This is a genomic window from Sneathiella sp. D3-11, assembly GCF_055809395.1.
This window is the reverse complement of record NZ_CM147911.1, coordinates 2,690,002-2,712,500: the sequence shown is the minus strand read 5'-3', so window position 1 is coordinate 2,712,500 and position 22,499 is coordinate 2,690,002. Positions and strand designations below refer to the sequence as shown.

Genomic DNA, 22,499 nt, shown 5'->3' with positions numbered 1-22,499 from the left:
CGAACGCCCGGCAATATCAACTATGATAGGTGACACAAAGACGAATGGCCGGAAGATTGAAGCAATCTCCCACCATCAATGGAAAATGAGATTCGAAGAACTTAAGGAAAAATTGAGGAATACTTGACAAAATTGCACTCTGACAGCATCTTTTGTCGCAATGAGTATGGTTAACGGCTTCTAAATCAACATATTACAACGGGTGGTTCAACGAGTGCTGAAGAGAATTAAATCAAGCGCCCAGACGGGTGCGATTGGCAAGTCTTTGCTGATGCCTGTTTTGACAACAGTTGCCGGCGGTGCCGTCGGCGCCCTGCTGGTAACCACCTTTTTGACCGGGCCTGACAAAGCGCCGACTGATCTCACAGTAAGCACAACTCAAACGCAGACGACACCTGGTACTCAGGCAACAGAGAATGCAGCTGCAGCCCCGACTGAGACAGAAGAGGCAACTGCAGAAATTTCCGAAAAAGAGGGCGAAGTTGCCGTCGCGGCCTATGTCGCCCCTGCTGCAAAAAATCTGAACGAACTGACGAAGACGGTCTCTGTTAGCAAGGGCGATACCTTGATGAAGGTCCTGACCCGCGCCGGTGCCGACCGGACAGAAAGTTATGAGGCCATAACCGCCCTTAATGAAATATTTGATCCGCGCAGCCTGAAGATCGGGCAAGATGTTACGCTTTATTTCGGCATGGATGACGCCAGAGAAAGTGATGCCACCGCCCCGAGCCTCATTCGTGTCTCTCTTAAAGAAGATGTCGACCGGCAGCTAGCCGCCGTCCGTACTCCGGGTGAAGGCTTCACAGCCCAAGAAACCGTACTTGAGCTTGATCGGAAAATGGTCCGGGCTGGCGGCGTTATTCAAAGCTCCCTTTTTCTATCTGCGGCACAGGCCGGAATCCCGACGAAAACCATCGTCGACCTGATCCGGATCTTTAGTTATGACGTCGATTTCCAACGTGAAATCCAGCCCGGCGATAGCTTCGAGGTTTATTTCGAACGATTCGCGGATGAGAACGGTACTATCCTGAAAGAGGGTTCCATCCTCTGGGCGTCCATGACTTTAAGCGCTAAGGAGTTTTCAGTATATCGTTTCAAGACCGATGACGATGGCTTTACCGACTATTATGATGAAAAAGGCCGCAGCGTTAAAAAGACATTGATGCGCACACCGATTGATGGCGCTCGTCTCACATCCGGATTTGGAAAGCGTAAACACCCGACTCTCGGCTATACTAAAATGCATCGCGGTGTCGATTTCGGCGCACGCAGTGGCACGCCAATTATGGCAGCAGGTAACGGAACGGTTGAGTTCGCGGCGCGCAATGGCGGTTACGGGAATTATGTCCGCATTCGCCATAACAGTGAATTTAAAACCGCCTATGCCCATATGCGTAAATTCGGGAAAGGTGTCCGTAAGGGCGCGCGCGTGAAACAGGGCCAGGTTATAGGCTATGTCGGCACAACAGGGCGTTCCACCGGACCTCATCTGCATTATGAAGTACATAAAGACGGTCGGCAAATTAATCCGCTTTCAGTCAAGCTGCCTGCGGGCCGTAAGCTCGGTGGAAAAATGTTGGCGGCTTTCAATGCATATACCGGACAAGTCCGTCAGGAAGTTGCCGGCGTCGAATTGGAAACGCAGCTGGCAAGTATAAAGTAACATTGTCTATCGTTCGAAAGTAACGAAGCGGCTGTCAGATTAAGCTATAGTTTTAACCACCGTAGGCGAATAGCAGGTCGGTGTTGTTTTGAATAATAAAGCTCTTTTCACATTGTACTTTGTTGTGATGCTCGACGTTGCCGGGCAGGGAATTTTATTTCCGGCCTTAACAACATTGATCATTAATCCGACAAGTCACTTTTTGCCAGAAGGAACAACGGCCTCAACCCGGAACTTCTATTATGGCTTGATCACAGGCAGTTTCTTCTTTTGCTGGTTTCTCGGAGCCACAATGATTGCAAGTTACTCCGATGATGTTGGACGCAAGAAAGCTCTGGTGATCTGCCTGATTGGATCAGCACTCGGCTATATCTTGACAATTATTGGGATTTATTTGCAGAGTATTAGTCTGCTTGTACTCGGGCGGATCATCGCCGGATTTACCGCTGGCAGCCAGTCTGTTTCGCAGGCAGCCATCATTGATATTAGCACCGATGAAAATCGCACCGAGAATCTTGGGCGCCTTGTTGCAGCCTTAGCAGCGGGGCTTGCCTTCGGCCCCATTGTCGGGGGCGTATTCTCCGACAAGACCTTGTGGCCTGAGTTAAATGTCACCGTTCCCGTCTATATTATCACGGCATGCTTGCTCCTAAATCTGATCCTTGTTTTGAAGTATTTTAAGGATGTGCGGGAGACCGATGGAAATTTCACCTTTAACATTTTTTCGGCTTTTACCGAGCTTGCCGCCGCCGCAAAAACACAGGCCATTCGGAATATTTCCATTGTCTTCTTTATCTGTGTTTTCTCGCTCACGCTTTTTTACATCTATTCCATCGTTTACCTCTTTCGAAAATTTGCATTTACGACCATTGAAAACAGTGCGGCAATGTTCGTAATTGGGATCGGCCTCGCCGTTGGCAGCCGATATCTGATCAAACCTCTGGCAGACCGGTTTACGCAAGATAAGATTGTCAGCGGCTCCCTGCTCACCATGGCTCTTTTTCAAGGAATTTTCCTACTCAGTGGCAATGAATACATCGCCGTGGCAAGCATGTTACCGCTATTGATGGCCTATGGGGTTGCCTATACAAACTGCCTGTCGATTTTCTCCGATGCTGTGTCTGAAGACAAACAAGGGTGGGTAATGGGCATATCAATTTCTCTATTCACCTTCGGAGGCGGAGTTGTTTCTATCGCAGGCGAAGAGTTGATGAATATTTTTCTTGAGTTACCATTCCTTCTTTCCATTATCGGAATGGTCATTGCAAGCGCTCTTGCGGTCGGCCTGAAAATACTCCAGCCTTATAAAATACCTGCGTAGATACATAAATACCGATCGAAAAAGGCGGCAGCCATAGCATGGCAACCGCCTTTCTAAATCTTAACGCAAATCGAACTTATGCAGCGTCAGCAAGAACGTTATTAATCATTAGCCCATCCTCACCGGCGGTTACTTTCACTTTTGCACCGTCATCGATATTGCCTTCGAGTATCAGTGACGCCAGCGGATTCTGCAAATACCGCTGGATCACCCTTTTCAAAGGCCGAGCGCCATAAATCGGATCATAACCGCGATTGGCAATCCACTCATAAGCCGACGGATCAAGATCAAGATCAATTCGGCGATCTGCCAGCAATGTCTGCAGATGCTCGAGTTGAATGTCGACAATATCGTTCATATTCTCTCGGCTCAGGCGATGGAAGATGATCTGCTCATCCAGCCTGTTCAAAAACTCCGGCCGGAAAGACGCTCTCACGGTTTCCATTACTTTGTGGCGCACAAGCTCGTCATCCACATCGTCACCGGCGGACATATGTTCACTACCGAGATTGGACGTCAGGATAATAAGTGTATTCTTGAAATCCACCGTCCGGCCCTGACCATCCGTCAAACGACCGTCATCAAGCACCTGAAGCAGAATATTGAAGACATCCGGATGCGCTTTTTCAACCTCGTCAAACAAGATGACCTGATACGGGCGCCGTCGTACAGCCTCCGTAATGACGCCTCCTTGATCATAGCCGACATATCCTGGAGGCGCACCAATGAGACGCGCAACGCTGTGTTTCTCCATAAATTCTGACATATCGACACGGAGCAAGGCATGTTCGTCATCGAACAGGAAGCCCGCCAATGCCTTGGTGAGCTCCGTCTTACCCACACCGGTCGGCCCGAGGAACAGAAATGAGCCAATCGGCTGGTTCGGATCCTGAAGACCCGCGCGGGAACGTCGAACCGCATTGGAAACAGCAACAAGCGCCTCTTCCTGACCGACAACGCGTTTACGAAGCTCTTCTTCCATGTTCAGCAGCTTTTCGCGCTCACCAGAAAGCATCTTATCAACCGGGATACCTGTCCAGCGTGACACGACACCGGCTATATCCTCTTCCTTGACGCTGTCGCGTACAATGGAAGAACCTTCCGCTTCTTCGGCTTCTTCAAGTTGCTTTTCAAGTTCCGGAATAGCACCATAGGCAAGCTCACCTGCGCGTTGCAGGTTCCCCTGCCGCTGAACATTTGCGAGTTCATTGCGTGCCGCATCGAGTTGCTCTTTAACGCTCTGGGCACGATTGAGCTTCTCCTTCTCCATCTGCCAGCTTTCCGTGAGGTCTGCAGACTGTTTCTCAAGCTCAACCAACTCGGTTTTCAACTTTTCAAGACGTTCTTTCGAGGCTTTGTCCGTTTCTTTCTCAAGCGCCGAAGCCTCGATCTTCATTTGCAGAATCTTGCGATCCAGCTCATCGACTTCCTCAGGCTTGCTGTCAACTTCCATACGCCGACGGCTGGCCGCTTCATCCATAAGGTCAATAGCCTTATCGGGAAGGAAGCGGTCCGTGATATATCGATTGGATAAGGTTGCAGCGGCGACAAGAGCACTATCGGAAATCTGCACCCCGTGATGAACCTCGTACTTCTCCTTTAGGCCACGCAGGATGGAAATCGTATCCTCAACGGTCGGTTCGGAGACGAAGACTGACTGGAACCGTCGCGCTAATGCTGCATCTTTTTCGATATATTTGCGGTATTCATCAAGTGTCGTTGCGCCAACGCAATGCAGCTCCCCGCGCGCCAAAGCAGGCTTCAACAGGTTGGAGGCGTCCATCGACCCTTCCGCGGCCCCTGCCCCGACAAGTGTGTGCAACTCGTCGATAAAGAGAATGATTTCGCCGCCCGTTGCAGAAATTTCGGACAGAACGGCTTTAAGCCGTTCCTCAAATTCACCGCGATATTTGGCCCCGGCAATCAACTGCCCCAGATCAAGGCTCATCAGTTTCTTGTCTTTGAGGCTCTCCGGCACATCGCCATTCACAATCCGAAGGGCCAGCCCCTCAATGATGGCCGTTTTACCAACGCCGGGTTCCCCGATCAGGACCGGATTATTTTTTGTCCGTCGAGAAAGCACCTGAATTGTTCGGCGGATTTCTTCATCGCGGCCGATCACTGGATCAAGCTTGCCCTTTTTGGCCGCTTCGGTCAGATCCCGCGCGTACTTATTAAGGGCATCATAGCTTGCTTCCGCCCCACTGCTATCAGCCGTGCGACCTTTACGCAGGTCATTAATCGCCTCGTTCAGACTATTGGGGGTAACCTTCGCATTGTTGAGGATTTTTGCGGACTCCGTTCCCTTTTCCAACGCGAGAGCAAGAAGGAGCCGTTCCGCCGTCACAAAGCTGTCACCGGCCTTATCCGCAAGTTTCTCGGCAGAGGCAAAAACGCGCGCGAGTTCTGGCGACAGGTTAACCTGTCCGGCGCCGCTACCCGTCACTTGCGGAAGTTTGGCCATCGCAGCCTCAATTCCCTGACGCGCAACGCTTGCGTCGCCGCCAGCTTTCGCAATCAGCCCACTCGCCAGTCCTTCTTTGTCATCCAGAAGTACTTTTAAGAGATGTTCAGGCGTCAGTCTTTGGTGGTTTTCACGTAACGCCAATGATTGGGCCGATTGGATAAACCCCTTCGACCGGTCTGTGTATTTTTCAATATCCATGCTCGTCCTCGACACATAGACCGTTGCTTCTTTGCGCGGCTCTATCTGATCCCTAAAAGGCAATCATAACGCGAACCCGCCAACGGCTTCATCACTGATATATATGTGGGCGGATTGAGGGTGATTTCAAGAGAATATTTGAGACTACACACTCCGGGATATTGCATCCAAATGCAAAAGGGAGGTCCGATCCAGACCTCCCCTTTTTATTTATCCAGAAGTTATCTCCAGAAGCCAAAACACTCCTTAATCTGTCGTGTTGGCTTCTTTTGGATCTTCTTCACCAACATTCCTGCTGGATGTTCGACGCCGTAAGGTTCGCGTCCGGCTAACCTTGCGTTTCGGTTTTACCTCGCCGTCTTCTTCGCCATCCGAAGCTTCGGAAGATTTGGGCGCGTCGTTTTCACTCGCAAGTTCAATGACGGGCTGTTCAGTTGTGCCCAGATCAACTACAGGATTGCTTTGAGCTTCATCTTGCTCATTGCTCCCAGAAGCCTGCTCTTCATTATTGCGATTTCTTGCCTTACGCGGCGCCGGTGTTGCGTTTTCATTCTCAGGCGCGACAGGCGTATTTTCGGAACTTTCAACTGGTTGTTTTTCCTTCGGCGGAATCGTATTCGCGGCAATTATCCGGAAATAATGTTCTGCATGCTGGAAATAGTTTTCAGCGGCAACACGATCACCCGAAGTCTGGGCGTCGGTTCCGAGGGCCGTGTATTTATCGTAAACCTGATTTGCTGTTCCCCGGATTTTCCCGTCGGGACCATTGCTGTCATAGTTACGGTTACCGCCATTCTGCCGACGATTGTTTCCTGACCCGGGTCGATTCCCGCCAGAATTCGTTCGTCCGCCACGGGGACGTCTATTACTACTTACTCTCATAACTGCAATGATTCCGCCAATCTAAAGTTCAAAATTTCACTTATTGTAAAATTCTTTCAATTCAGGCACCTGCAAAAAACCCCGCTCGCGCGCTACCAAGATGTCCTTAATCCGGAAGCTCAGGCCTGAATTTTAATTAAATATCGATCATTGACCTTAAGATCAGGTCTTGTTTTTCACATATGATCTCTAGAAAGCCTACAATCTGTTCGCGCAATAATCCAACCTTTTTTTCAAAAAAAATGCGCTAATCACGAAGAAAAGCTGATACGCATCGCTCAATAGCCGCAATATCCCTATGAAATTGCGGCAACGACAGACCTGAATTCTGCATCATTTGCCCAACTTGCTGCGCCTGCTCTATACCGACTTCGAACACTAGTTGCCCATTTGGGCGCAACAAAGTCCGTATATTGGAAAGAATATCACGGTAGCTGCCAAGTCCATCCACACCTCCATCCAGCGCGAGATGCGGCTCAAAATCACGTACTTCCGGCTGAAGCCCCGCCATATCGCGCGTCGGGATGTAGGGAGGATTGCTGATCACAAGATCAAATTTTTCCCCAAGATCGATATCCCAACTGCCGCGATGGAATTCTGTGCGAGCCTCCAAACCTAACCGGCTCGCATTTTTTCGGGCGACGGCAAGGGCGGCATCACTATAATCTATTCCAATACCCGTCGCAGATGGTATCTCGCTCAAAATCGTCAGCAACAAACACCCGCTACCCGTCCCAAGATCCAGTACCCGCCGTGGATTAAATTCTTGGTTTTGCGATGAAAGTACGGCCTCAATCAGGGTTTCACTATCCGGCCGCGGATCCAAAACATCTTTGTTTACCAGAAAATCTAGGCTCCAGAATTCCCGATGTCCCGTCAAATGAGAAAGCGGCTCCCGTGCCGCGCGTCGGGTAATAAGACTATTGAATTTCTTGCGTTCTTCATCTGTGAGGACTCGATCCGGTTCCCGGTAGAGGTAAGTCATTTCTTCACCAAGCACATTTGCTAGAAGCAATGCCGCATCTCGTTTCGCATCGCTTACATCAGATTGCCTCAAAATTTCGCCGGCTTCCAAAACCGCCGATCGAAGAGAAGCTGTCATCTGGTCAACTGCCGCCCTCGATCTCGGCGAGGAGTGCGGCCTGATCCTCAGAGATCAGCGCCTCTATCACTTCGCCAAGAGCTTCGCCTGTCAACACTTTATCAAGCTTATAGAGCGTGAGATTAATCCGATGGTCTGTCACGCGCCCTTGCGGAAAATTATAGGTTCTGATGCGTTCTGATCGATCGCCCGACCCGACCTGCCCTTTTCTCTCTGCGGACCGTTCTGCTGCAAGCGCCGCCCGTTGCGCCTCATAAATGCGGGAGCGCAGCACGCTCATCGCTTTTGCCTTGTTCTTATGCTGGGACTTCTCATCCTGCTGCTGCACAACAATACCGGTCGGAATATGGGTTATGCGCACCGCTGAGTCTGTCGTGTTAACGGACTGCCCACCCGGACCGGACGCGCGAAAAATATCAACCCGGATATCGCTATCGGCAATTTGCACGTCGACCTCTTCCGCCTCTGGCAGCACGGCGACGGTAGCGGCCGATGTATGAATCCGCCCGCCAGTTTCTGTCTCCGGCACACGCTGCACCCGATGTACACCGGACTCAAATTTGAGATTGGCGAAAACATTCCGCCCCGTCACTTTGACGACCACTTCCTTAACCCCGCCAAGATCAGATTCTGAAAAGGACATGGTTTCACATTTCCAGCCCTGACCTTCGGCATAGCGCTGGTACATCCGGTATAGATCGCCTGCAAAAAGCGCCGCCTCTTCCCCGCCAGTACCCGCGCGTATTTCCAGGATCGCGTTTTTCTCGTCCGCGTCATCTTTGGGCAGTAGTTGCAACTTGATGGAATGCTCCAGATCGGGAAGACGGGTTTTAAGCTCCTCAATCTCCAGCTCCGCCATCTCCTTCATTTCCGCGTCTGTGTCTTCGCTGTCGAGCATTTCTTCAAGATCACCGAGTTCACTGCGGGTCGACTGATACTGCTGTATAGCCTCGACCAGAGGCTTTATTTCAGAGTATTCCCGGCTCATGCGGACAAAGTCGTCCGGCGCCACCTCACCCATTTCACCGGACATGGCGGCTTCCAGCTCCTCAGAGCGGGCCTGTATCATTTTGAGCTTATCTTCGGGAAGCATATTTTGACCTTAACTGAGAGCGCCAAGCGCTACGGAAATATCCGACAAAGGGACTTCGCTCTGCTCGCCCTGATCTAGATCGCGAAGCGTGCAGACGTTTCGGGCAAGTTCATCCTCCCCGATCAGTACCGCCGCACGGGCATTTAATTTATTGGCCCGCTTCATGCGTTTCCCGACATTGCCCTTAAAGGCCATTTCAATACAAAGCCCGTCCTGCCGCAGTTGATGCGCTAGCTTCGCCGCAACGGACTCCGCAGCTTCTCCGACAGGCACAATGGCAACGGGACGTATAGATGCCGGTACATTCTCGATCAACATGGCAAGACGTTCTATTCCGCCAGCCCATCCAATGCCAGGAGTTGATTTGCCGCCAAGCGTCTCAATCAGCCCGTCATAGCGACCACCCGCAATCACCGCCCCTTGCGCGCCAAGCGCTGTGGTCACGAATTCAAAAGCAGTATGTGTATAATAATCAAGACCGCGGACCAAGCGCCGATTGAGTTCATACTCGATCCCGAGAAGCGATATTCCTTCCAGCACTTCGGCGAAAAACTCACTCGAATAACTATTGAGATAGTCGTTGAACAGGGGCGCCTTTTCGACAAGGACCCGGTCGCCCTTGTCCTTACTATCAAGAATACGAAGCGGATTCCGCTCCAGCCGTTCCAGACTGTCTTTCGACAAGTTCGATTTATGATCGCTGAAATATTCGACAAGCGCCGTACGATATGCCTGACGGCTTTCCTGATCGCCGAGGGTATTAATCTCTAAGCTACAATGTTCCAGGACGCCCAGCGCTTTAAGGATCGAGGCACCAACGGCGATCACTTCTATGTCCGCCTTGGCCTCCGCCGCGCCTATGCATTCCACATCAATCTGGTGGAACTGCCGTTGCCGTCCTTTCTGCGGACGTTCATAGCGAAACATCGGACCCGCTGCGAACACCTTAAATGGGACATTCTGCTGTAATCCATTACTTATAAAAGCGCGGCAAATTCCGGCGGTGTATTCGGGCCGCAACGTCATACTTTCCCCGCTCCGGCTTTCAAAGGAATACATTTCCTTCGAAACAACATCGGAGCTCTCGCCCATCGTCCGTGCAAAAACTTCTGTGAACTCAAAGATCGGCGTGGCCATTTCCGCATAACCAAAGCGCGCCGCCATTTCCCGCGCCGTTTTCCGCACATGTGCATGGCGCGCAAAATCCTCAGGCAACAGGTCATGGGTGCCGCGGACTGGCTGTGGTAATGACACGTCTTTTCTCCGTCTAGTAAATTCTTCTAAGGTGAGGTCAAGCGATGCGCTTGGCAGTGTGGGATTCAGTCATATCACCGCTATCGTTCAAGGCCTCCAACTCGGCGGCTTTTGCTTCGACCAGTTCGACAATATGATCCACCATATCCCCAGTCGCCACTTTATGATCCGTAACGCCGCTCAAGTAAACCATATGATTATCCTTACCGCCGCCTGTCAGACCGATATCAGTCTCCCGTGCCTCTCCCGGGCCATTCACGACACAGCCAATAATCGAGAGGGTAAGCGGTGTGTGAATATGGGCCAGCCGCTCTTCAAGCAATTCAACTGTCTTGATTACAGGAAAGGCCTGCCGCGCGCAGGACGGACAGGAAATAATCGTGACACCCCGTCGGCGCAGTCCCAGGCTTTTCAGTATTTCATAGCCTGCCTTGATTTCCTCAACCGGATCGGCCGAAAGGGACACTCGGATTGTATCGCCAATCCCCGACCAGAGCAGCATGCCAAGACCGATAGAGGATTTCACCGTACCGGATGACAATCCGCCGGCTTCAGTAATACCTAAGTGGAGCGGATAGTCACATACCTCCGCCAGCCCCTGATAGGCCGCAACAGACAGGAAAACATCGGATGCTTTCACGCTGATCTTGAAATTAAAGAAGTCGTTGTCCTCAAGAATGCGAGCGTGGTTCATTGCCGATTCCACCATCGCTTCCGGGCAGGGTTCGCCATATTTCTCCAACAGCTCACGCTCAAGGCTTCCGGCATTCACCCCAATCCGCATGGAGCAGTTATGATCTACAGCCGCCTTCACCACGTCGCGTACGCGATCGGCCGATCCGATATTACCGGGGTTGATCCGGAGACATGCCGCGCCGGCCTCCGCCGCCTCAATGCCGCGTTTATAATGGAAATGGATATCCGCAATAATGGGAACGCTCGTCTCCCGGACAATTTCTTTCAGCGCTGCCGTGCTCGCCTCATCCGGACAGGAAACCCGGACCATGTCCGCGCCGGCCTCTTCCAGCGCATGAATCTGCCCAATAGTCGCCTTGGCGTCGGACGTCAGAGTATTGGTCATTGACTGTACGGTTATCGGCGCATCTCCGCCAACAGGCACATCGCCGACAAAAATCTGGCGCGATTTCCGGCGGATAATCTCTCGGTAAGGTCTGATGCTCATGGGATCATACTTTTTAAATTAGCGGCAAAAATGCCGCAGTCGCGAATTTCGCCTAAAATGGCTGCAAATCGCAGAAATTACAAGTGATACAATTGTCGCCGATTTTTCAATCCGAAAACTGCGGCTATTGCAAACCGGTATTCACGAGCAAGCTCTCCGCAACCAACGGAACTTCGCGTAAAATTGTTCCCGCCCCACCGAGGGCCTTGATCTCTTTGCCGTCAACCCGGATTTCAAGCCCGCCCGCATTTCCCGTAGTAAGGATAAAACCCGGTGCATTCGGCGCCATATAAACATCGCCAGGCTTAAGCACTCTTGAGAGCACCGGCTTTTCATCCGTTGCCTTCACTTCAACCCAGCTTTCCTCTGTCGCGCGGACAACCACGCGGGCGTCCGTATTTTCAACACCAAATGTCCGAGGTAACGGATTTTCGGGCGTATCTGCTGTCTGAAATTGCGCGGCGGCGGCCGTGTCCAACCTGTCCTGTGGATAGTTCGCTGGAGTTTCCGTTGCGGGTTGAGTCGTTTCCGGGGCAGCGGCCTGTTGTTCCACTGGTTCTGCCACGGTCGCCGTTGGTGTGTTGCTGGTTACGGGATCTTGCTGTAGCTCCGCCACCGGCGTTGTTGTCGTTTCATCTTCTGTCTTAGGGGGATCTATCTCCGCCGTTTCTTCCAGCGATGAAGGCGCAATGTTTATATCCGATGCTATGGCAGTCGCCGTATCTTCCACAATCTCCGTCTCCGGGACTGCCAGCGTATTCGATCCTTCAGGATTTTCTATTGCGACGCCCTCTTCCGCCATCGCTTCATTCTCGCTTAACGCTGCGACACTTTCAGTTTCAGAAGTAGTATTTTCCACGTCTTTGTTTTCAGGGGCTGCTATTGACGCAATAGCGGGAGTTTCGGACGAGTTTTCCGGACCTTTCAATGCCCTATCGCGATCGGGCTCATTTGCTGTATTTTGAGACTGTATATCTTCAAGATCTCGAATTTTGCTCGCCAGATGTTCTGGCAACTCTGCCACTCTCTCGAAATCAAGGCTTTCGCTTTCCTGATATAAAAACCAACCAGCCAGCAGGACCAGTGCGACGACAAATGTCCCCAGCATAATACCTGCTCCCGGAATACGCCCGCCGGAAGAAGGCTCTGGAAAGGCAAGGGATTGCACATGTATTCCTGCACCTTCCTCATTCTTATAGAGCTCGACAATCGCCACCGCATCAAGATCGAGTAAATTCGCATAGGATCGCAAAAACCCTGTGACAAATGTCTGTCCAGGAAGGCTATTGAAGTTACCCTCCTCCAGCGCATGAACCTGACTTGCGCGAAGTCGCAGAATATCCGCGACCTGATGCAGGGAAAGCCCTTTTGCTTCACGCGCATCACGCAGTTGAGAACCAACAGAATGCGGGCCATCCTCCGCTTCTGGCTGGTCGTTATTTTCTTCAGGGGTCTTTAACGACAGCCTTGTTTTCTTGGACGCATTTCTGCCGAACAGGTTAGGCTGGGTTACGACATCTCGTCGGTTGCTGTCTTTCACCATAATGGAACGCCAAATTACCGTTTATTAACTCGTCTCAACAGCTTATTCGCCATTATCGGCGAAAATAAGGAAAGTTCAATCTCTATATTATTATTGAATGATCACGGGCAAAGGCGCGCAATTGATCACGTACTGAATGATCCCGGGATTGACAAAGCCCGCGGACAAAATTCTGCAATTTATTGATATCTGCACTCAACGCCATCTCCTTCACCCGCCCCAGAGTTTCAGACGACATGGAAAAATTCCGATACCCCAAGCCGAGCAAAGCCATCGCTTCCAGAGGGCGACCGGCAATATCTCCGCATATGGAAAATGGCTTTCCCGCCTGCTCGCAATGCTCCGCGATATTACGCAAAAGTAACAAAAGGCTAGGGCTCAGTGTGTCATAGCGATCGCTTATCTTCGGATTACCGCGGTCAACCGCAAAAAAGAACTGCATCAGGTCATTTGATCCAACAGAAATGAAATCTACTTCTTTCAACAGGTGCGGCAGTTGCCAAACAATTGAGGGAACCTCAATCATGGTACCAACATTTACCTTCGTCGGCGGCCCGGCTTTGCGTTGCACAGCGCGCTCTAACTCCTTATTGAGGATTGCCTTAGCCTCAACAAACTCAGCCACTTCCGCAATCATCGGAAACATAAGCGACAGCTCGCGTCCAGCCGCAGCCTGAACCAGAGCCCTAAGTTGACTTCTTAGCAAAGCGGGACGATCAAGCCCGATCCGAATAGCGCGCCAGCCAAGCGCCGGGTTTTCTTCAGGCTTGGTTTTAAGATATGGCAGAAGCTTGTCTCCACCGATATCAAGCGTACGAAAAACAACTGGCTTTCCGTCCATCTTGTCCAGGACACGCGAATAAAGCTCCGTCTGTTCGTCGACCTTCGGCATCTGCGAACGAACCATAAATTGCAGCTCGGTTCGAAACAGACCAATTCCATCGGCACCAAGCTCCGGGAAATGATCGATATCGATGAGCAGCCCGGCATTAACATTCAAACTAAGCGGCACCCCATCCTTAGAAATATTCGGTTTGTCACGAAGAGCCGCATATTTTGCCTGCTGTTGTGCACGCTGACGCTGGCTTCGAGAGAAAGCCTGCTGGACATCATCTCCGGGGCGCAGGAATACCTGACCATGCTCCCCATCGACGAGCATCAAATCTCCTTGCTCCACATTTTCTCGCACATCCGCGCACTGGCCAACTACCGGAACACCAAGAGCCCGCGCCACGATCGCAACATGGCTGGATCGAGTCCCTTCTACCAGCACAACAGCTTTCAGGCGGCGGCGATCATAGTCGAGCAATTCGGCCGCCCCCATGTTCCGCGCGACCACGACCGTATCTTTTTCTAGATTTCGCCGATCAATTTGTGAACGCCCGTCCAGATGAAGATAAAGCCGATTGGCAAGATCTTCGAGTTCCGATAACCGCTCGCGAAGGTACGGGTCAATGATTTCCTTCATCCGTGCGCGAGTATCGTCCTGAACGCGCTTGATCGCGGCCTCCGCGGTTAGACCGGTGTTAACTGCCTCCCGCAATTTTTTTAGCCAGCCCTTATCATGGGCAAACATTTTATAGGCTTCAAAAATTTCCTTGGATTCATCCTTGAAGAGAGTATTCGTGGCAACGAGTAACTTATCGACCGAGCTTTGCAGGGCATTAACAGCAGAATCTAACCTGGCAAGCTCTTTTGCACGATTGCTTGAGATAGCATGAACGACCTCGATCCGGGGTTCATGAAGCAGGGCGATGCCGGCGCCAAGCCCTTCCGCCAACACCCGCCCATTAATATGGTGAGGTAAGGTTGCATTTCCGGCAGCATCCGAAAATTCTGTCGCCGCGACCATCTGTTCGGAACTGACCAGCTCCGCTACGACCATGGCAACGGTCTGCAGCGCCTCTACTTCCTCATCAGTGTAGGATCGCCGTGTTCTGTTCTGTACCGCTAGTACGCCGATAACCCGTCCGCCGCGCAGGATAGGCGTACCAAGGAGGGAATGATATTCTTCCTCCCCTGTTTCCGGGCGATACGCAAATTGCGGATGCGACTGCGCATCAGATAGATTGAGAGGTCGTGCACGCGCGGCGATATCACCGACGAGACCTTCGCCAAAGCGCAGGCGAGTGTGATGAACGGAATTTTGTTTGAGGCCTTCAGTCGCGTAAAGTTCGAGCACATCCCCTGCCCGACGCAAGTAGCAGGAGCAAACCTCGGCGATCATATTACTGGCGATCAGTCGGACAATTTCATTTAGACGCTGTTCCGCATCTCCCCTCCCCGCCATAACCTGATGGAGTTTGCGTAGCAGCAATCTCGGCGCACTGATCCCCAGACCGCTCATTTATGAACTGTCCCTTTGATCTCCATGATTTTCGAAAGAGTCACGCGCCTGACTCACGAGTTCTTCCATAATCTCCTCGATTGATTGTTCTTTCTTGACCATGCCGACGCTCTGGCCTGCCATGACAGATCCAAATTCAACATCACCATCAATAACTGCCCGGCGCAAGGCTCCCGCCCAGAAATGCTCGATAGCAAGCTGGGCCGTTTCCAGGTCCATTTCGCCTGACTTATATTTTGCGATCATCTCATGTTGCGTTTCTATGAATTTCTTGCCGCCCTCATTGTTGAGCGCTCGGACAGGAATTACAGGAAACAACGGATCAACCTGCACCGTCGTCACGGCATCGCGAGCATTCGCCCGCATGAAGGCCTTCTTGAATGCCGGATGAGCAATGGATTCATTTGAACAAACAAACCGGGTGCCTAGCTGGCAACCAGCCGCGCCCATCCTAAGATAGGTAGCGATTGCCTCACCGCGGCCAATGCCGCCCGCAACAAAAACAGGAACGTCTGTAATATTCGGCAAAATTTCCTGTGCCAGAACACTTGTCGAAACTGGTCCAATATGACCACCCGCCTCCATCCCCTCAATGACCAGCGCATCAGCGCCAGTGCGGATAAGCTTTTTCCCGAGCGCTAAGGTTGGTGTAAAACAAACGGTTTTCGCGCCACCTTCCTTGATTTTTAGAATGGTTTCTTTTGACGGCACTCCACCAGCGAGAACCACATGGCCCACATTAAGCGCCAAGCAAACATCAACCAGTTTATCAAGGTCCGGATGCATGGTAATCAGATTAACGCCGAAGGGTTTATCGGTTAGCGCCTGCGTTGCCTTGATTTCCGCTTCCAGAAGATCGGGCGTCATGGCCCCACAGGCGATAACGCCAAACCCGCCGGCATTAGAGATTGCGGCCACAAGGTTCCGCTCAGAGACCCAGGACATTGCCCCGCCAAGTATAGCGTATTTCGTTCCAAGAAACTCACAACCGCGCGCCCAGCCAGCGTCCAGCTGTTCCGCGCCATTTATTACAAGATCACCCATATTAATCCGCATCCAGTCCAAAGGCCGTGTGCAAGGTTCTTACGGCTAGCTCTGTATATTCCTCGGCCAAGAGGACACTCACTTTGATTTCAGAAGTCGAGATAACCTGTATATTGATCCCCTTCTCTGCCAGAGCGGCAAACATCGTTTTGGCTACGCCCGCATGGCTGCGCATTCCCATACCGACGATAGAAACCTTGACGACATTCGAGTCCGGGACAATCGCCTTGCAAGAAACTTCGCCTTTAAGCTTCTCCAGCACGCTCATGGCCTGATCGATCTCTTTCTGGCCAACCGTGAAGGTCAGGTCTGTTGCCCGACCATCTTCCGATACGTTCTGGACAATCATATCGACATTGACATTCGCATCCGCCAGCGTCCCGAAGACCAGCGCCGCCACACCCGGTCGATCTGCAACCTGCTGCAGTGTTACCTTGGCTTCGTCACGAGTGTAGGTAACGCCGCTTACAACCTGATGTTCCACAATATCTTCCTCATCTACAACCAATGTTCCAGGTTTATCTTCGAAACTGGACAGCACCTGCAACTTCACCCGATGCTTCATCGCCATCTCGACAGATCGCGTTTGCAGAACCTTTGCGCCGAGGGACGCCAGTTCGAGCATTTCCTCATAAGTAATTTTATCAAGTTTCGCTGCTTTTGTCGCGATCCGCGGATCGGCGGTATAGATACCGTCAACGTCTGTATAAATATCACATCGATCGGCATCCAGTGCAGCGGCCAATGCCACTGCCGACGTATCAGAGCCACCTCGACCAAGGGTGGTAATGCGATTGTCAGTGCCAACACCTTGAAAGCCTGCACAAACGGCCACCTGCTTCTCGGCAAAGCGTTTAATAATTTCGCTACAATCGATACTCTCAATCCGTGCTGCGCCATGAACTGCATTCGTTTTTACAGGAACCTGCCAGCCAAGCCAGGACCGGGCCGAAATTCCGAGATCCTGCAGCGCAAGTGACAAAAGGCCGATGGTAACCTGCTCTCCACTGGAAACAACGACGTCATATTCCCGGGCGTCATGCAGACTGGAAATTTCAGATACGAGCCCGACGAGCCGATTAGTATCACCCGACATAGCTGAGACAACCACTGCTACTTCATGGCCGGCGTCTACTTCTCGCTTTACTTTGCGCGCAACATTCTTGATCCGCTCTACCGTACCAACAGAAGTGCCGCCAAATTTCATTACCAGCCGTGCCATGGCCGCATTACCTCTCCCCCGCCTGTCGCGAGGGCCTAAATATTATCTAGAAGTCACAATTACCCTTTGGTCTTAAAGGAGCGTATACTTATACTTAACAAGGGGTGCGGGGCAAGCACTGCGATGGTTTTTATTGTAAAAGAACAACTTTTATTAAGGCATATAACGACGAGGTAATTATGGATAACACAGTCAAGGCGAAATCAGTAGATCCGGCAGAAATTGCCAATTTCGCCGCGATGGCGGATGAATGGTGGGATGAAAACGGCAAGTTCAAACCACTTCACAAGTTCAATCCGATTCGGATCGGCTACATCCGTGATACTGTAATTGACCATTTCCGCCTGCAAACAGATGATGCCATTGTCAAGCTGAAGCCCTTTCAGGGATTGCGTATCCTTGATATCGGATGTGGAGGCGGCTTACTGTCTGAACCGATGGCGCGCCTCGGCGCGGATGTCGTCGCGGCGGACGCGTCAGAGAAAAATATTCAGATTGCAAAAGTGCATGCGGAAAAATCCGGCCTGCAAATCGATTATCGGCACACAACAGCCGAGGATCTTGCGGACGCAGGGGAGCAGTTTGATGTCATCTTGAATATGGAAGTGATAGAGCATGTCGCCGATATTGAAGGTTTTATTGAGGCCTGCTCCACCATGCTCAAGCCCGGCGGTATCATGTTTATTGCGACATTGAACCGCACGGCCAAGAGCTTTGCCTTCGCAATTGTCGGTGCAGAGTATGTCCTCCGCTGGCTGCCCAAAGGCACGCATAACTGGAAAAAATTCTTGAAACCATCCGAAGTTGCACGGCTTGTTCGCAATAATAATCTATCCGTCCGCGATATTTCCGGTGCAACCTACAATCCTTTTGAAAATCGCTGGCACTTGAGCATGGATCTCAGTGTCAATTACATGATTGCTGCAGCAAAATTGTAATAACCCCTTGTAAATCCTGATTGACCCGCCAATGCTATATGCCTTATTTGGGTGTGCTTTTTAACGAAGAGATTTCTTATGGCATTGAAAAAATCCCCCCTCGCGCCCGGGGCATTTCCTGACTTACCGGAAATTTCTGGTGTTAGATTTGCAAGTGGCAACTCCGGTATGCGCTATAAAGGGCGCGACGATGTCATGCTGGCAGAGTTTGACCCCGAGACAACTGTTGCTGGCGTCTTCACGAAAAATGCCATGCCCGGTGCTCCCGTTGACTGGGGACGGAAAATACTTCCCGCGGGACAGGCACGCGGACTTGTTGTTAATGCTGGAATAGCGAACGTCTTTACCGGTGCTGCAGGCAAAAAGACGGTGGAAGATACCGCCGCCACCGCCGCACAATTGCTGAACGCCTCACCTGAACATATCTACGTTGCCTCCACGGGTGTGATCGGCGACCTTGTTCCGACCGAGAAAATCACAAATCTGCTACCTCGCCTCGCAGAAGACCTTTCAGCGGATGCCGGCGAAGCCGCCGCGAATTGCATTTTAACAACTGATACATTTGCGAAAGGCGCTGTCGCTACCGCAAAAATTGGTGACAGGTTAGTTACGATTAGCGGCTTTGCTAAAGGATCAGGCATGATCGCCCCCGATATGGCGACGATGCTTGCTTTTCTGTTTACAGACGCGGCGGTCCCTGCGCCAATCCTTCAGCAGCTATTGAGCGAAGCGAATGAGAAAAGCTTTAATTGCGTCACGGTCGATTCTGATACGTCAACAAGCGACACTGTTCTGGTTTTCGCTACCGGACGTGCGCAGAACGAAATACCCGCAACCGCGATGGATGGCAGCCTTGGCGACTTTAAACGCGCCTTGCTTGATGTGATGGCAAACCTCGCCCAGCAAGTTGCGAGAGACGGCGAAGGGGCCAGCAAGTTTATTACCGTCAAAGTCACCGGCGCAGAAAGCGATGCATCGGCCAAGACAATTGCGCTGGCCATTGCGAATTCCCCTCTGGTGAAGACGGCTATCGCGGGTGAAGATGCCAACTGGGGCCGGATTATCATGGCTGTGGGAAAATCAGGAGAAAAAGCCAATCGCGACAAAATGAGCCTTGAAATCGGAGGTGTTATCATTGCCGAAAATGGCGCTCGCGCCACGACATATCAAGAAGAAGACGTCATACCTCACATGACAGGCACGGAAATCGAGATAGACGTTGATGTAGCGGTCGGCGACGGAAGTGCCTTCGCTTGGACCTGCGATCTCACCCATGGTTATATCGAGATCAATGCCGATTACCGAAGCTAATCCGATGATGACTTCCAGACCGACAATCCTCGTGGCCGCCGTCGCCCTTGTGGATGATGAGAATCGCGTCCTCATTGCCCAGCGCCCCGAAGGCAAGAGTATGGCCGGGCTTTGGGAATTTCCGGGAGGCAAGGTTGAGCCCGGGGAAACACCAGAGATCGCTCTGATCCGTGAACTACAGGAAGAACTCGCCATCGATGTGACGGAGGCCTGCCTTGCCCCCTTTACTTTCGCCAGCCATCTTTATGAGAAATTCCATCTATTGATGCCGCTTTATGTTTGTCGCCGCTGGCACGGCATACCAAGTCCGGCGGAAGGGCAAACCCTTAAATGGGTGCGCGCCAATCGGCTTAATGAGTATGAGATGCCGCCAGCCGATGTCCCGCTGATCGCGATGCTGCGAGATTTACTTTAAGACAAACGGTCGATTAGAGCAGAGAATCAAAAAGGTCGGCATTTGGACTTTCTCCTCATCCAAAAGCCGACCCGAGCAACCTAACTCTCCCTAAAAAGAGCCAGAACTCCGGGCAGGCACCAACTCACCCGTCGTTCCTTCTAGGTGTACAAAGGAAATTACAAACAAAAATGCTTGCTATGGCAACTGTTTTTATTGCCACTAGTGGTCAGGTTAACCCTTCGCCTTTTGAAGTTGCCGTGCCACTTCTAGAATAAGATCTCGAGTTTCTTCATACATATCAATGGATAGGTCTGTATATTCCTGGGTCGGTTTCACTAGGGTGCGACGGAGATCATTCTCATCTCTTTCAAGCACGACCTGTTCTTTCGTCACCATTTTTTGAAGGGTTTTTTGCAGGCTGGAACGGCCAAGGCCTGTAACCGAAGCCAGTGTTTCCAGATCAATCTCCTTCTGAGTGATACGACGATAACTAAGCGCCAAGCCAACAAGATAACGATTTTTTGATGGCTCGGGATCCCGTCGCGCCCGAATGGTCCGAATTTCAGCCCAGAAATCGCTCAGAACCCTATACTCTTCGGCGTTTAATTTCCGCCCACCCAGAATTTCTTCAATTGTACGCATATAAACACCGCTCGTGATCAGACATTGCATTAAATATGGATAACACTATCCGGTCACTTAGCTGCGAATCACAACCGTTACCAAGTAAAATATTTCTTTTGTCGCATTCCGGAAAAGTTACTTTTCCAAATAATCCCTGAGATTAGCCTTCGCACTACCGCGAGCAATCGGCTTTTGCTGGCTTTCATGGGGTGCCCAGCCAGACATATAGATAATCTGGAATGTCGCAGGAATGCGCCCATCCGCATCCGCATAATTCTCAATATACAGTTCCGCGGTACGGAGCATTATCCGACGCTGTGTAAAATGTTTCTGCCGCGAGATGAGAGCGTTTGTTTCTCCCAAGCCGCGCAACTCATGCATCAACGCAAAAGGATGTTCATACTTCAGCGTTATTAAATCAGTATCCGTGACCGGAAGGGCCAAACCAGCCCGCTGAAGCAGGGACCCGGCATCCTTGATCTCGGTAAAGGGGGAAATACGAGGACTAACACCGCCCGTGATTTCAGATTCCGCCTCGATCAGACAGGCCTTCAACTCCTGTAAACTTTCAATTCCAAACAGCGCCCCAAGAAAAAGCCCGTTTGGTTTCAGCGATCTTGCCGCTTGTGACAGCGCACCGGGCAGGTCATTCGTCCAATGAAGACCAAGGACACTACCCACAAGATCGAATGAGTTTTCCTTGAACGGAAGAAATTCTTCATCGGCCACAATGGCAGCGTTTGTCGCGTTATCCAGCATTGCCTCTGTAAGGTCGGTACGAATAACCCTGTCCGCCTTTTTCATCGCAATTAGCTTTTCACCGAACACACCATCCCGTCCGCCAAGATCTAGCGCGAGACTGAAGGAATGATTGATATCGAGTAGCCGTTCCGCGAGCCGTTCCGCCACTTCGTTGAATAAAAATCGGTGATGCGGCCAATCGAGCTCAGCCGCGCGACGACGATGCTCAGCGACCAGTGTGCGATCAAAAAGGATCTGTTCAGGTGGAAGATGTGGTATTGTTCTTTTCATTTTGCGTTTATGGCACCTTCACTCTGCGGAAACAATCATGGACATAAATTAGCAAGTTTTTCGAACCAACTAATCATATTGATTTGATCATATTTGCCTTATACTCTCGGATATGAGCCTCTCCGCCACTACGCGCCTACTCACGCAGCTACAGAAAACGGCCCTGGACGCAATTTTCCCGCCAGGATGCGTTAGCTGTGCAGAACCGATTGATACACCTAGCAATCTATGTGGTCGCTGCTGGCCGGAGATGACATATATATCCGCACCCTATTGCGATATATGCGGCTTCCCGTTTGAGTATGATGCAGGCGATGGCTTCGTTTGCGCGACTTGCCTTAGACAACCACCTGTGTTTGCAAGAGCCCGCGCCGTCCTTAAATATGATGACGCAAGCCGAGACATGATCCTGGGATACAAGCATTCTGACCAGACAAATCGCGCGCCAACCTTTGCAAACTGGATGTCGCGCGCTGGGGCTGAACTCATCAACGACTGCGACGTCATTTGCCCTGTTCCCTTGCATCATAAAAGACTGATCAAGCGCCGCTTTAACCAATCGGCCCTGCTGGCAGGTGAAATCGGAAAACTTAATGACAAGCCGGTCATTCATGATTTACTCACGAGAAAACGCCCTACAAAATCCCAGGGAGGATTGAGCGCAAAAGCACGCCTGCGGAATGTACGGGGTGTGTTTGAAATTACTCCCGCCCGAAAAAACTCACTGGACGGAACAGTCGTGCTATTGATCGATGATGTTTTAACTACTGGTGCGACTGTCAACGCCTGTAGCAGGAGCCTCATAGAGGGAGGTGCTGCAAAAGTTGATGTTCTGACCTTCAGCCGGGTTGTTCGCGCCTCAAACACGGCTATATAGT

Annotated in this window: 18 protein-coding genes; 6 read left to right on the top strand and 12 right to left on the bottom strand. The window is 51.3% G+C overall.

Annotation, left to right across the window (positions count from 1 at the left end; genetic code table 11):
- Positions 1-214 precede the first annotated feature (214 nt).
- Positions 215-1,663, top strand: a complete 1,449-nt coding sequence (locus tag AC0L73_RS13820) for a peptidoglycan DD-metalloendopeptidase family protein (protein WP_473653999.1) — start codon at positions 215-217, stop codon at positions 1,661-1,663.
- An 88-nt stretch (positions 1,664-1,751) separates the two neighbouring features.
- Positions 1,752-2,984 (top strand): MFS transporter, encoded by a 1,233-nt coding sequence (locus tag AC0L73_RS13815; RefSeq protein WP_473653998.1) that lies wholly within the window; start codon positions 1,752-1,754, stop codon positions 2,982-2,984.
- 76 nt (positions 2,985-3,060) lie between these two features.
- On the opposite strand, the gene clpB is transcribed toward AC0L73_RS13815, so the two are convergent.
- The 10 genes from clpB to AC0L73_RS13765 form a co-directional block, all read right to left on the bottom strand.
- Entirely contained in the window at positions 3,061-5,649 is a 2,589-nt protein-coding gene (gene clpB / locus AC0L73_RS13810; protein ID WP_227947629.1) for an ATP-dependent chaperone ClpB, read from the bottom strand.
- Positions 5,650-5,895: 246 nt separating this feature from the next.
- Positions 5,896-6,531, bottom strand: coding sequence for a DUF4167 domain-containing protein (locus AC0L73_RS13805; protein ID WP_227947630.1), 636 nt, complete (start codon positions 6,529-6,531; stop codon positions 5,896-5,898).
- Positions 6,532-6,778: 247 nt separating this feature from the next.
- Complete coding sequence (prmC, locus tag AC0L73_RS13800; protein WP_473653997.1) at positions 6,779-7,633, bottom strand: peptide chain release factor N(5)-glutamine methyltransferase; 855 nt, start codon at positions 7,631-7,633, stop codon at positions 6,779-6,781.
- 4 nt (positions 7,634-7,637) lie between these two features.
- Complete coding sequence (gene prfA / locus AC0L73_RS13795) at positions 7,638-8,726, bottom strand: peptide chain release factor 1 (protein ID WP_473653996.1); 1,089 nt, start codon at positions 8,724-8,726, stop codon at positions 7,638-7,640.
- A 9-nt stretch (positions 8,727-8,735) separates the two neighbouring features.
- Positions 8,736-9,980 carry a histidine--tRNA ligase gene (gene hisS, locus AC0L73_RS13790; protein WP_473653995.1) on the bottom strand — a complete coding sequence of 415 codons (1,245 nt, stop codon included), beginning with the start codon at positions 9,978-9,980 and terminating at the stop codon, positions 8,736-8,738.
- Between the two features lie 37 nt (positions 9,981-10,017).
- Positions 10,018-11,163 (bottom strand): flavodoxin-dependent (E)-4-hydroxy-3-methylbut-2-enyl-diphosphate synthase, encoded by a 1,146-nt coding sequence (gene ispG / locus AC0L73_RS13785; protein ID WP_227947634.1) that lies wholly within the window; start codon positions 11,161-11,163, stop codon positions 10,018-10,020.
- Between the two features lie 124 nt (positions 11,164-11,287).
- Entirely contained in the window at positions 11,288-12,706 is a 1,419-nt protein-coding gene (locus tag AC0L73_RS13780; RefSeq protein WP_473653994.1) for a RodZ domain-containing protein, read from the bottom strand.
- Positions 12,707-12,788: 82 nt separating this feature from the next.
- Positions 12,789-15,053 carry a phosphoenolpyruvate--protein phosphotransferase gene (gene ptsP, locus AC0L73_RS13775; RefSeq protein ID WP_227947636.1) on the bottom strand — a complete coding sequence of 755 codons (2,265 nt, stop codon included), beginning with the start codon at positions 15,051-15,053 and terminating at the stop codon, positions 12,789-12,791.
- A complete protein-coding gene (locus tag AC0L73_RS13770) occupies positions 15,054-16,097 on the bottom strand; it encodes an NAD(P)H-dependent flavin oxidoreductase (protein ID WP_227947637.1) in 1,044 nt (347 codons plus the stop codon).
- Between the two features lies 1 nt (position 16,098).
- On the bottom strand, positions 16,099-17,319 hold the full coding sequence (locus AC0L73_RS13765; protein WP_227947638.1) for an aspartate kinase: 1,221 nt from the start codon (positions 17,317-17,319) through the stop codon (positions 16,099-16,101).
- Positions 17,320-17,498: 179 nt separating this feature from the next.
- Between AC0L73_RS13765 and ubiG the strand changes: the two genes are divergently transcribed.
- From ubiG to mutT, 3 genes are all read left to right on the top strand, one after another.
- Positions 17,499-18,257 (top strand): bifunctional 2-polyprenyl-6-hydroxyphenol methylase/3-demethylubiquinol 3-O-methyltransferase UbiG, encoded by a 759-nt coding sequence (gene ubiG, locus AC0L73_RS13760; RefSeq protein ID WP_227947639.1) that lies wholly within the window; start codon positions 17,499-17,501, stop codon positions 18,255-18,257.
- 78 nt (positions 18,258-18,335) lie between these two features.
- Entirely contained in the window at positions 18,336-19,568 is a 1,233-nt protein-coding gene (gene argJ, locus AC0L73_RS13755; RefSeq protein ID WP_227947640.1) for a bifunctional glutamate N-acetyltransferase/amino-acid acetyltransferase ArgJ, read from the top strand.
- A 4-nt stretch (positions 19,569-19,572) separates the two neighbouring features.
- Positions 19,573-19,983 (top strand): 8-oxo-dGTP diphosphatase MutT, encoded by a 411-nt coding sequence (gene mutT / locus AC0L73_RS13750; RefSeq protein WP_227947641.1) that lies wholly within the window; start codon positions 19,573-19,575, stop codon positions 19,981-19,983.
- Between the two features lie 213 nt (positions 19,984-20,196).
- Here mutT and AC0L73_RS13745 read toward each other — a convergent pair whose 3' ends face one another.
- Positions 20,197-20,607, bottom strand: a complete 411-nt coding sequence (locus AC0L73_RS13745) for a hypothetical protein (RefSeq protein ID WP_227947642.1) — start codon at positions 20,605-20,607, stop codon at positions 20,197-20,199.
- Positions 20,608-20,724: 117 nt separating this feature from the next.
- On the bottom strand, positions 20,725-21,621 hold the full coding sequence (locus tag AC0L73_RS13740) for a methyltransferase domain-containing protein (RefSeq protein WP_227947643.1): 897 nt from the start codon (positions 21,619-21,621) through the stop codon (positions 20,725-20,727).
- Between the two features lie 112 nt (positions 21,622-21,733).
- Between AC0L73_RS13740 and AC0L73_RS13735 the strand changes: the two genes are divergently transcribed.
- Positions 21,734-22,498, top strand: coding sequence for a double zinc ribbon domain-containing protein (locus tag AC0L73_RS13735; protein WP_473653993.1), 765 nt, complete (start codon positions 21,734-21,736; stop codon positions 22,496-22,498).
- The last annotated feature ends 1 nt before the right edge of the window (position 22,499 follow it).

Excerpts from the sequence above, each read along its gene's own strand:
- ptsP (WP_227947636.1), bottom strand. The coding sequence starts at position 15,053 with ATGAGCGGTCTGGGGATCAGTGCGCCGAGATTGCTGCTACGCAAACTC.
- AC0L73_RS13780 (WP_473653994.1), bottom strand. The coding sequence starts at position 12,706 with ATGGTGAAAGACAGCAACCGACGAGATGTCGTAACCCAGCCTAACCTG.
- AC0L73_RS13805 (WP_227947630.1), bottom strand. The coding sequence starts at position 6,531 with ATGAGAGTAAGTAGTAATAGACGTCCCCGTGGCGGACGAACGAATTCT.
- prfA (WP_473653996.1), bottom strand. The coding sequence starts at position 8,726 with ATGCTTCCCGAAGATAAGCTCAAAATGATACAGGCCCGCTCTGAGGAG.
- prmC (WP_473653997.1), bottom strand. The coding sequence starts at position 7,633 with ATGACAGCTTCTCTTCGATCGGCGGTTTTGGAAGCCGGCGAAATTTTG.
- ubiG (WP_227947639.1), top strand. The coding sequence starts at position 17,499 with ATGGATAACACAGTCAAGGCGAAATCAGTAGATCCGGCAGAAATTGCC.
- AC0L73_RS13770 (WP_227947637.1), bottom strand. The coding sequence starts at position 16,097 with ATGGGTGATCTTGTAATAAATGGCGCGGAACAGCTGGACGCTGGCTGG.
- mutT (WP_227947641.1), top strand. The coding sequence starts at position 19,573 with ATGATGACTTCCAGACCGACAATCCTCGTGGCCGCCGTCGCCCTTGTG.
- AC0L73_RS13765 (WP_227947638.1), bottom strand. The coding sequence starts at position 17,319 with ATGGCACGGCTGGTAATGAAATTTGGCGGCACTTCTGTTGGTACGGTA.
- AC0L73_RS13740 (WP_227947643.1), bottom strand. The coding sequence starts at position 21,621 with ATGAAAAGAACAATACCACATCTTCCACCTGAACAGATCCTTTTTGAT.
- argJ (WP_227947640.1), top strand. The coding sequence starts at position 18,336 with ATGGCATTGAAAAAATCCCCCCTCGCGCCCGGGGCATTTCCTGACTTA.
- ispG (WP_227947634.1), bottom strand. The coding sequence starts at position 11,163 with ATGAGCATCAGACCTTACCGAGAGATTATCCGCCGGAAATCGCGCCAG.
- AC0L73_RS13745 (WP_227947642.1), bottom strand. The coding sequence starts at position 20,607 with ATGCGTACAATTGAAGAAATTCTGGGTGGGCGGAAATTAAACGCCGAA.
- AC0L73_RS13735 (WP_473653993.1), top strand. The coding sequence starts at position 21,734 with ATGAGCCTCTCCGCCACTACGCGCCTACTCACGCAGCTACAGAAAACG.
- clpB (WP_227947629.1), bottom strand. The coding sequence starts at position 5,649 with ATGGATATTGAAAAATACACAGACCGGTCGAAGGGGTTTATCCAATCG.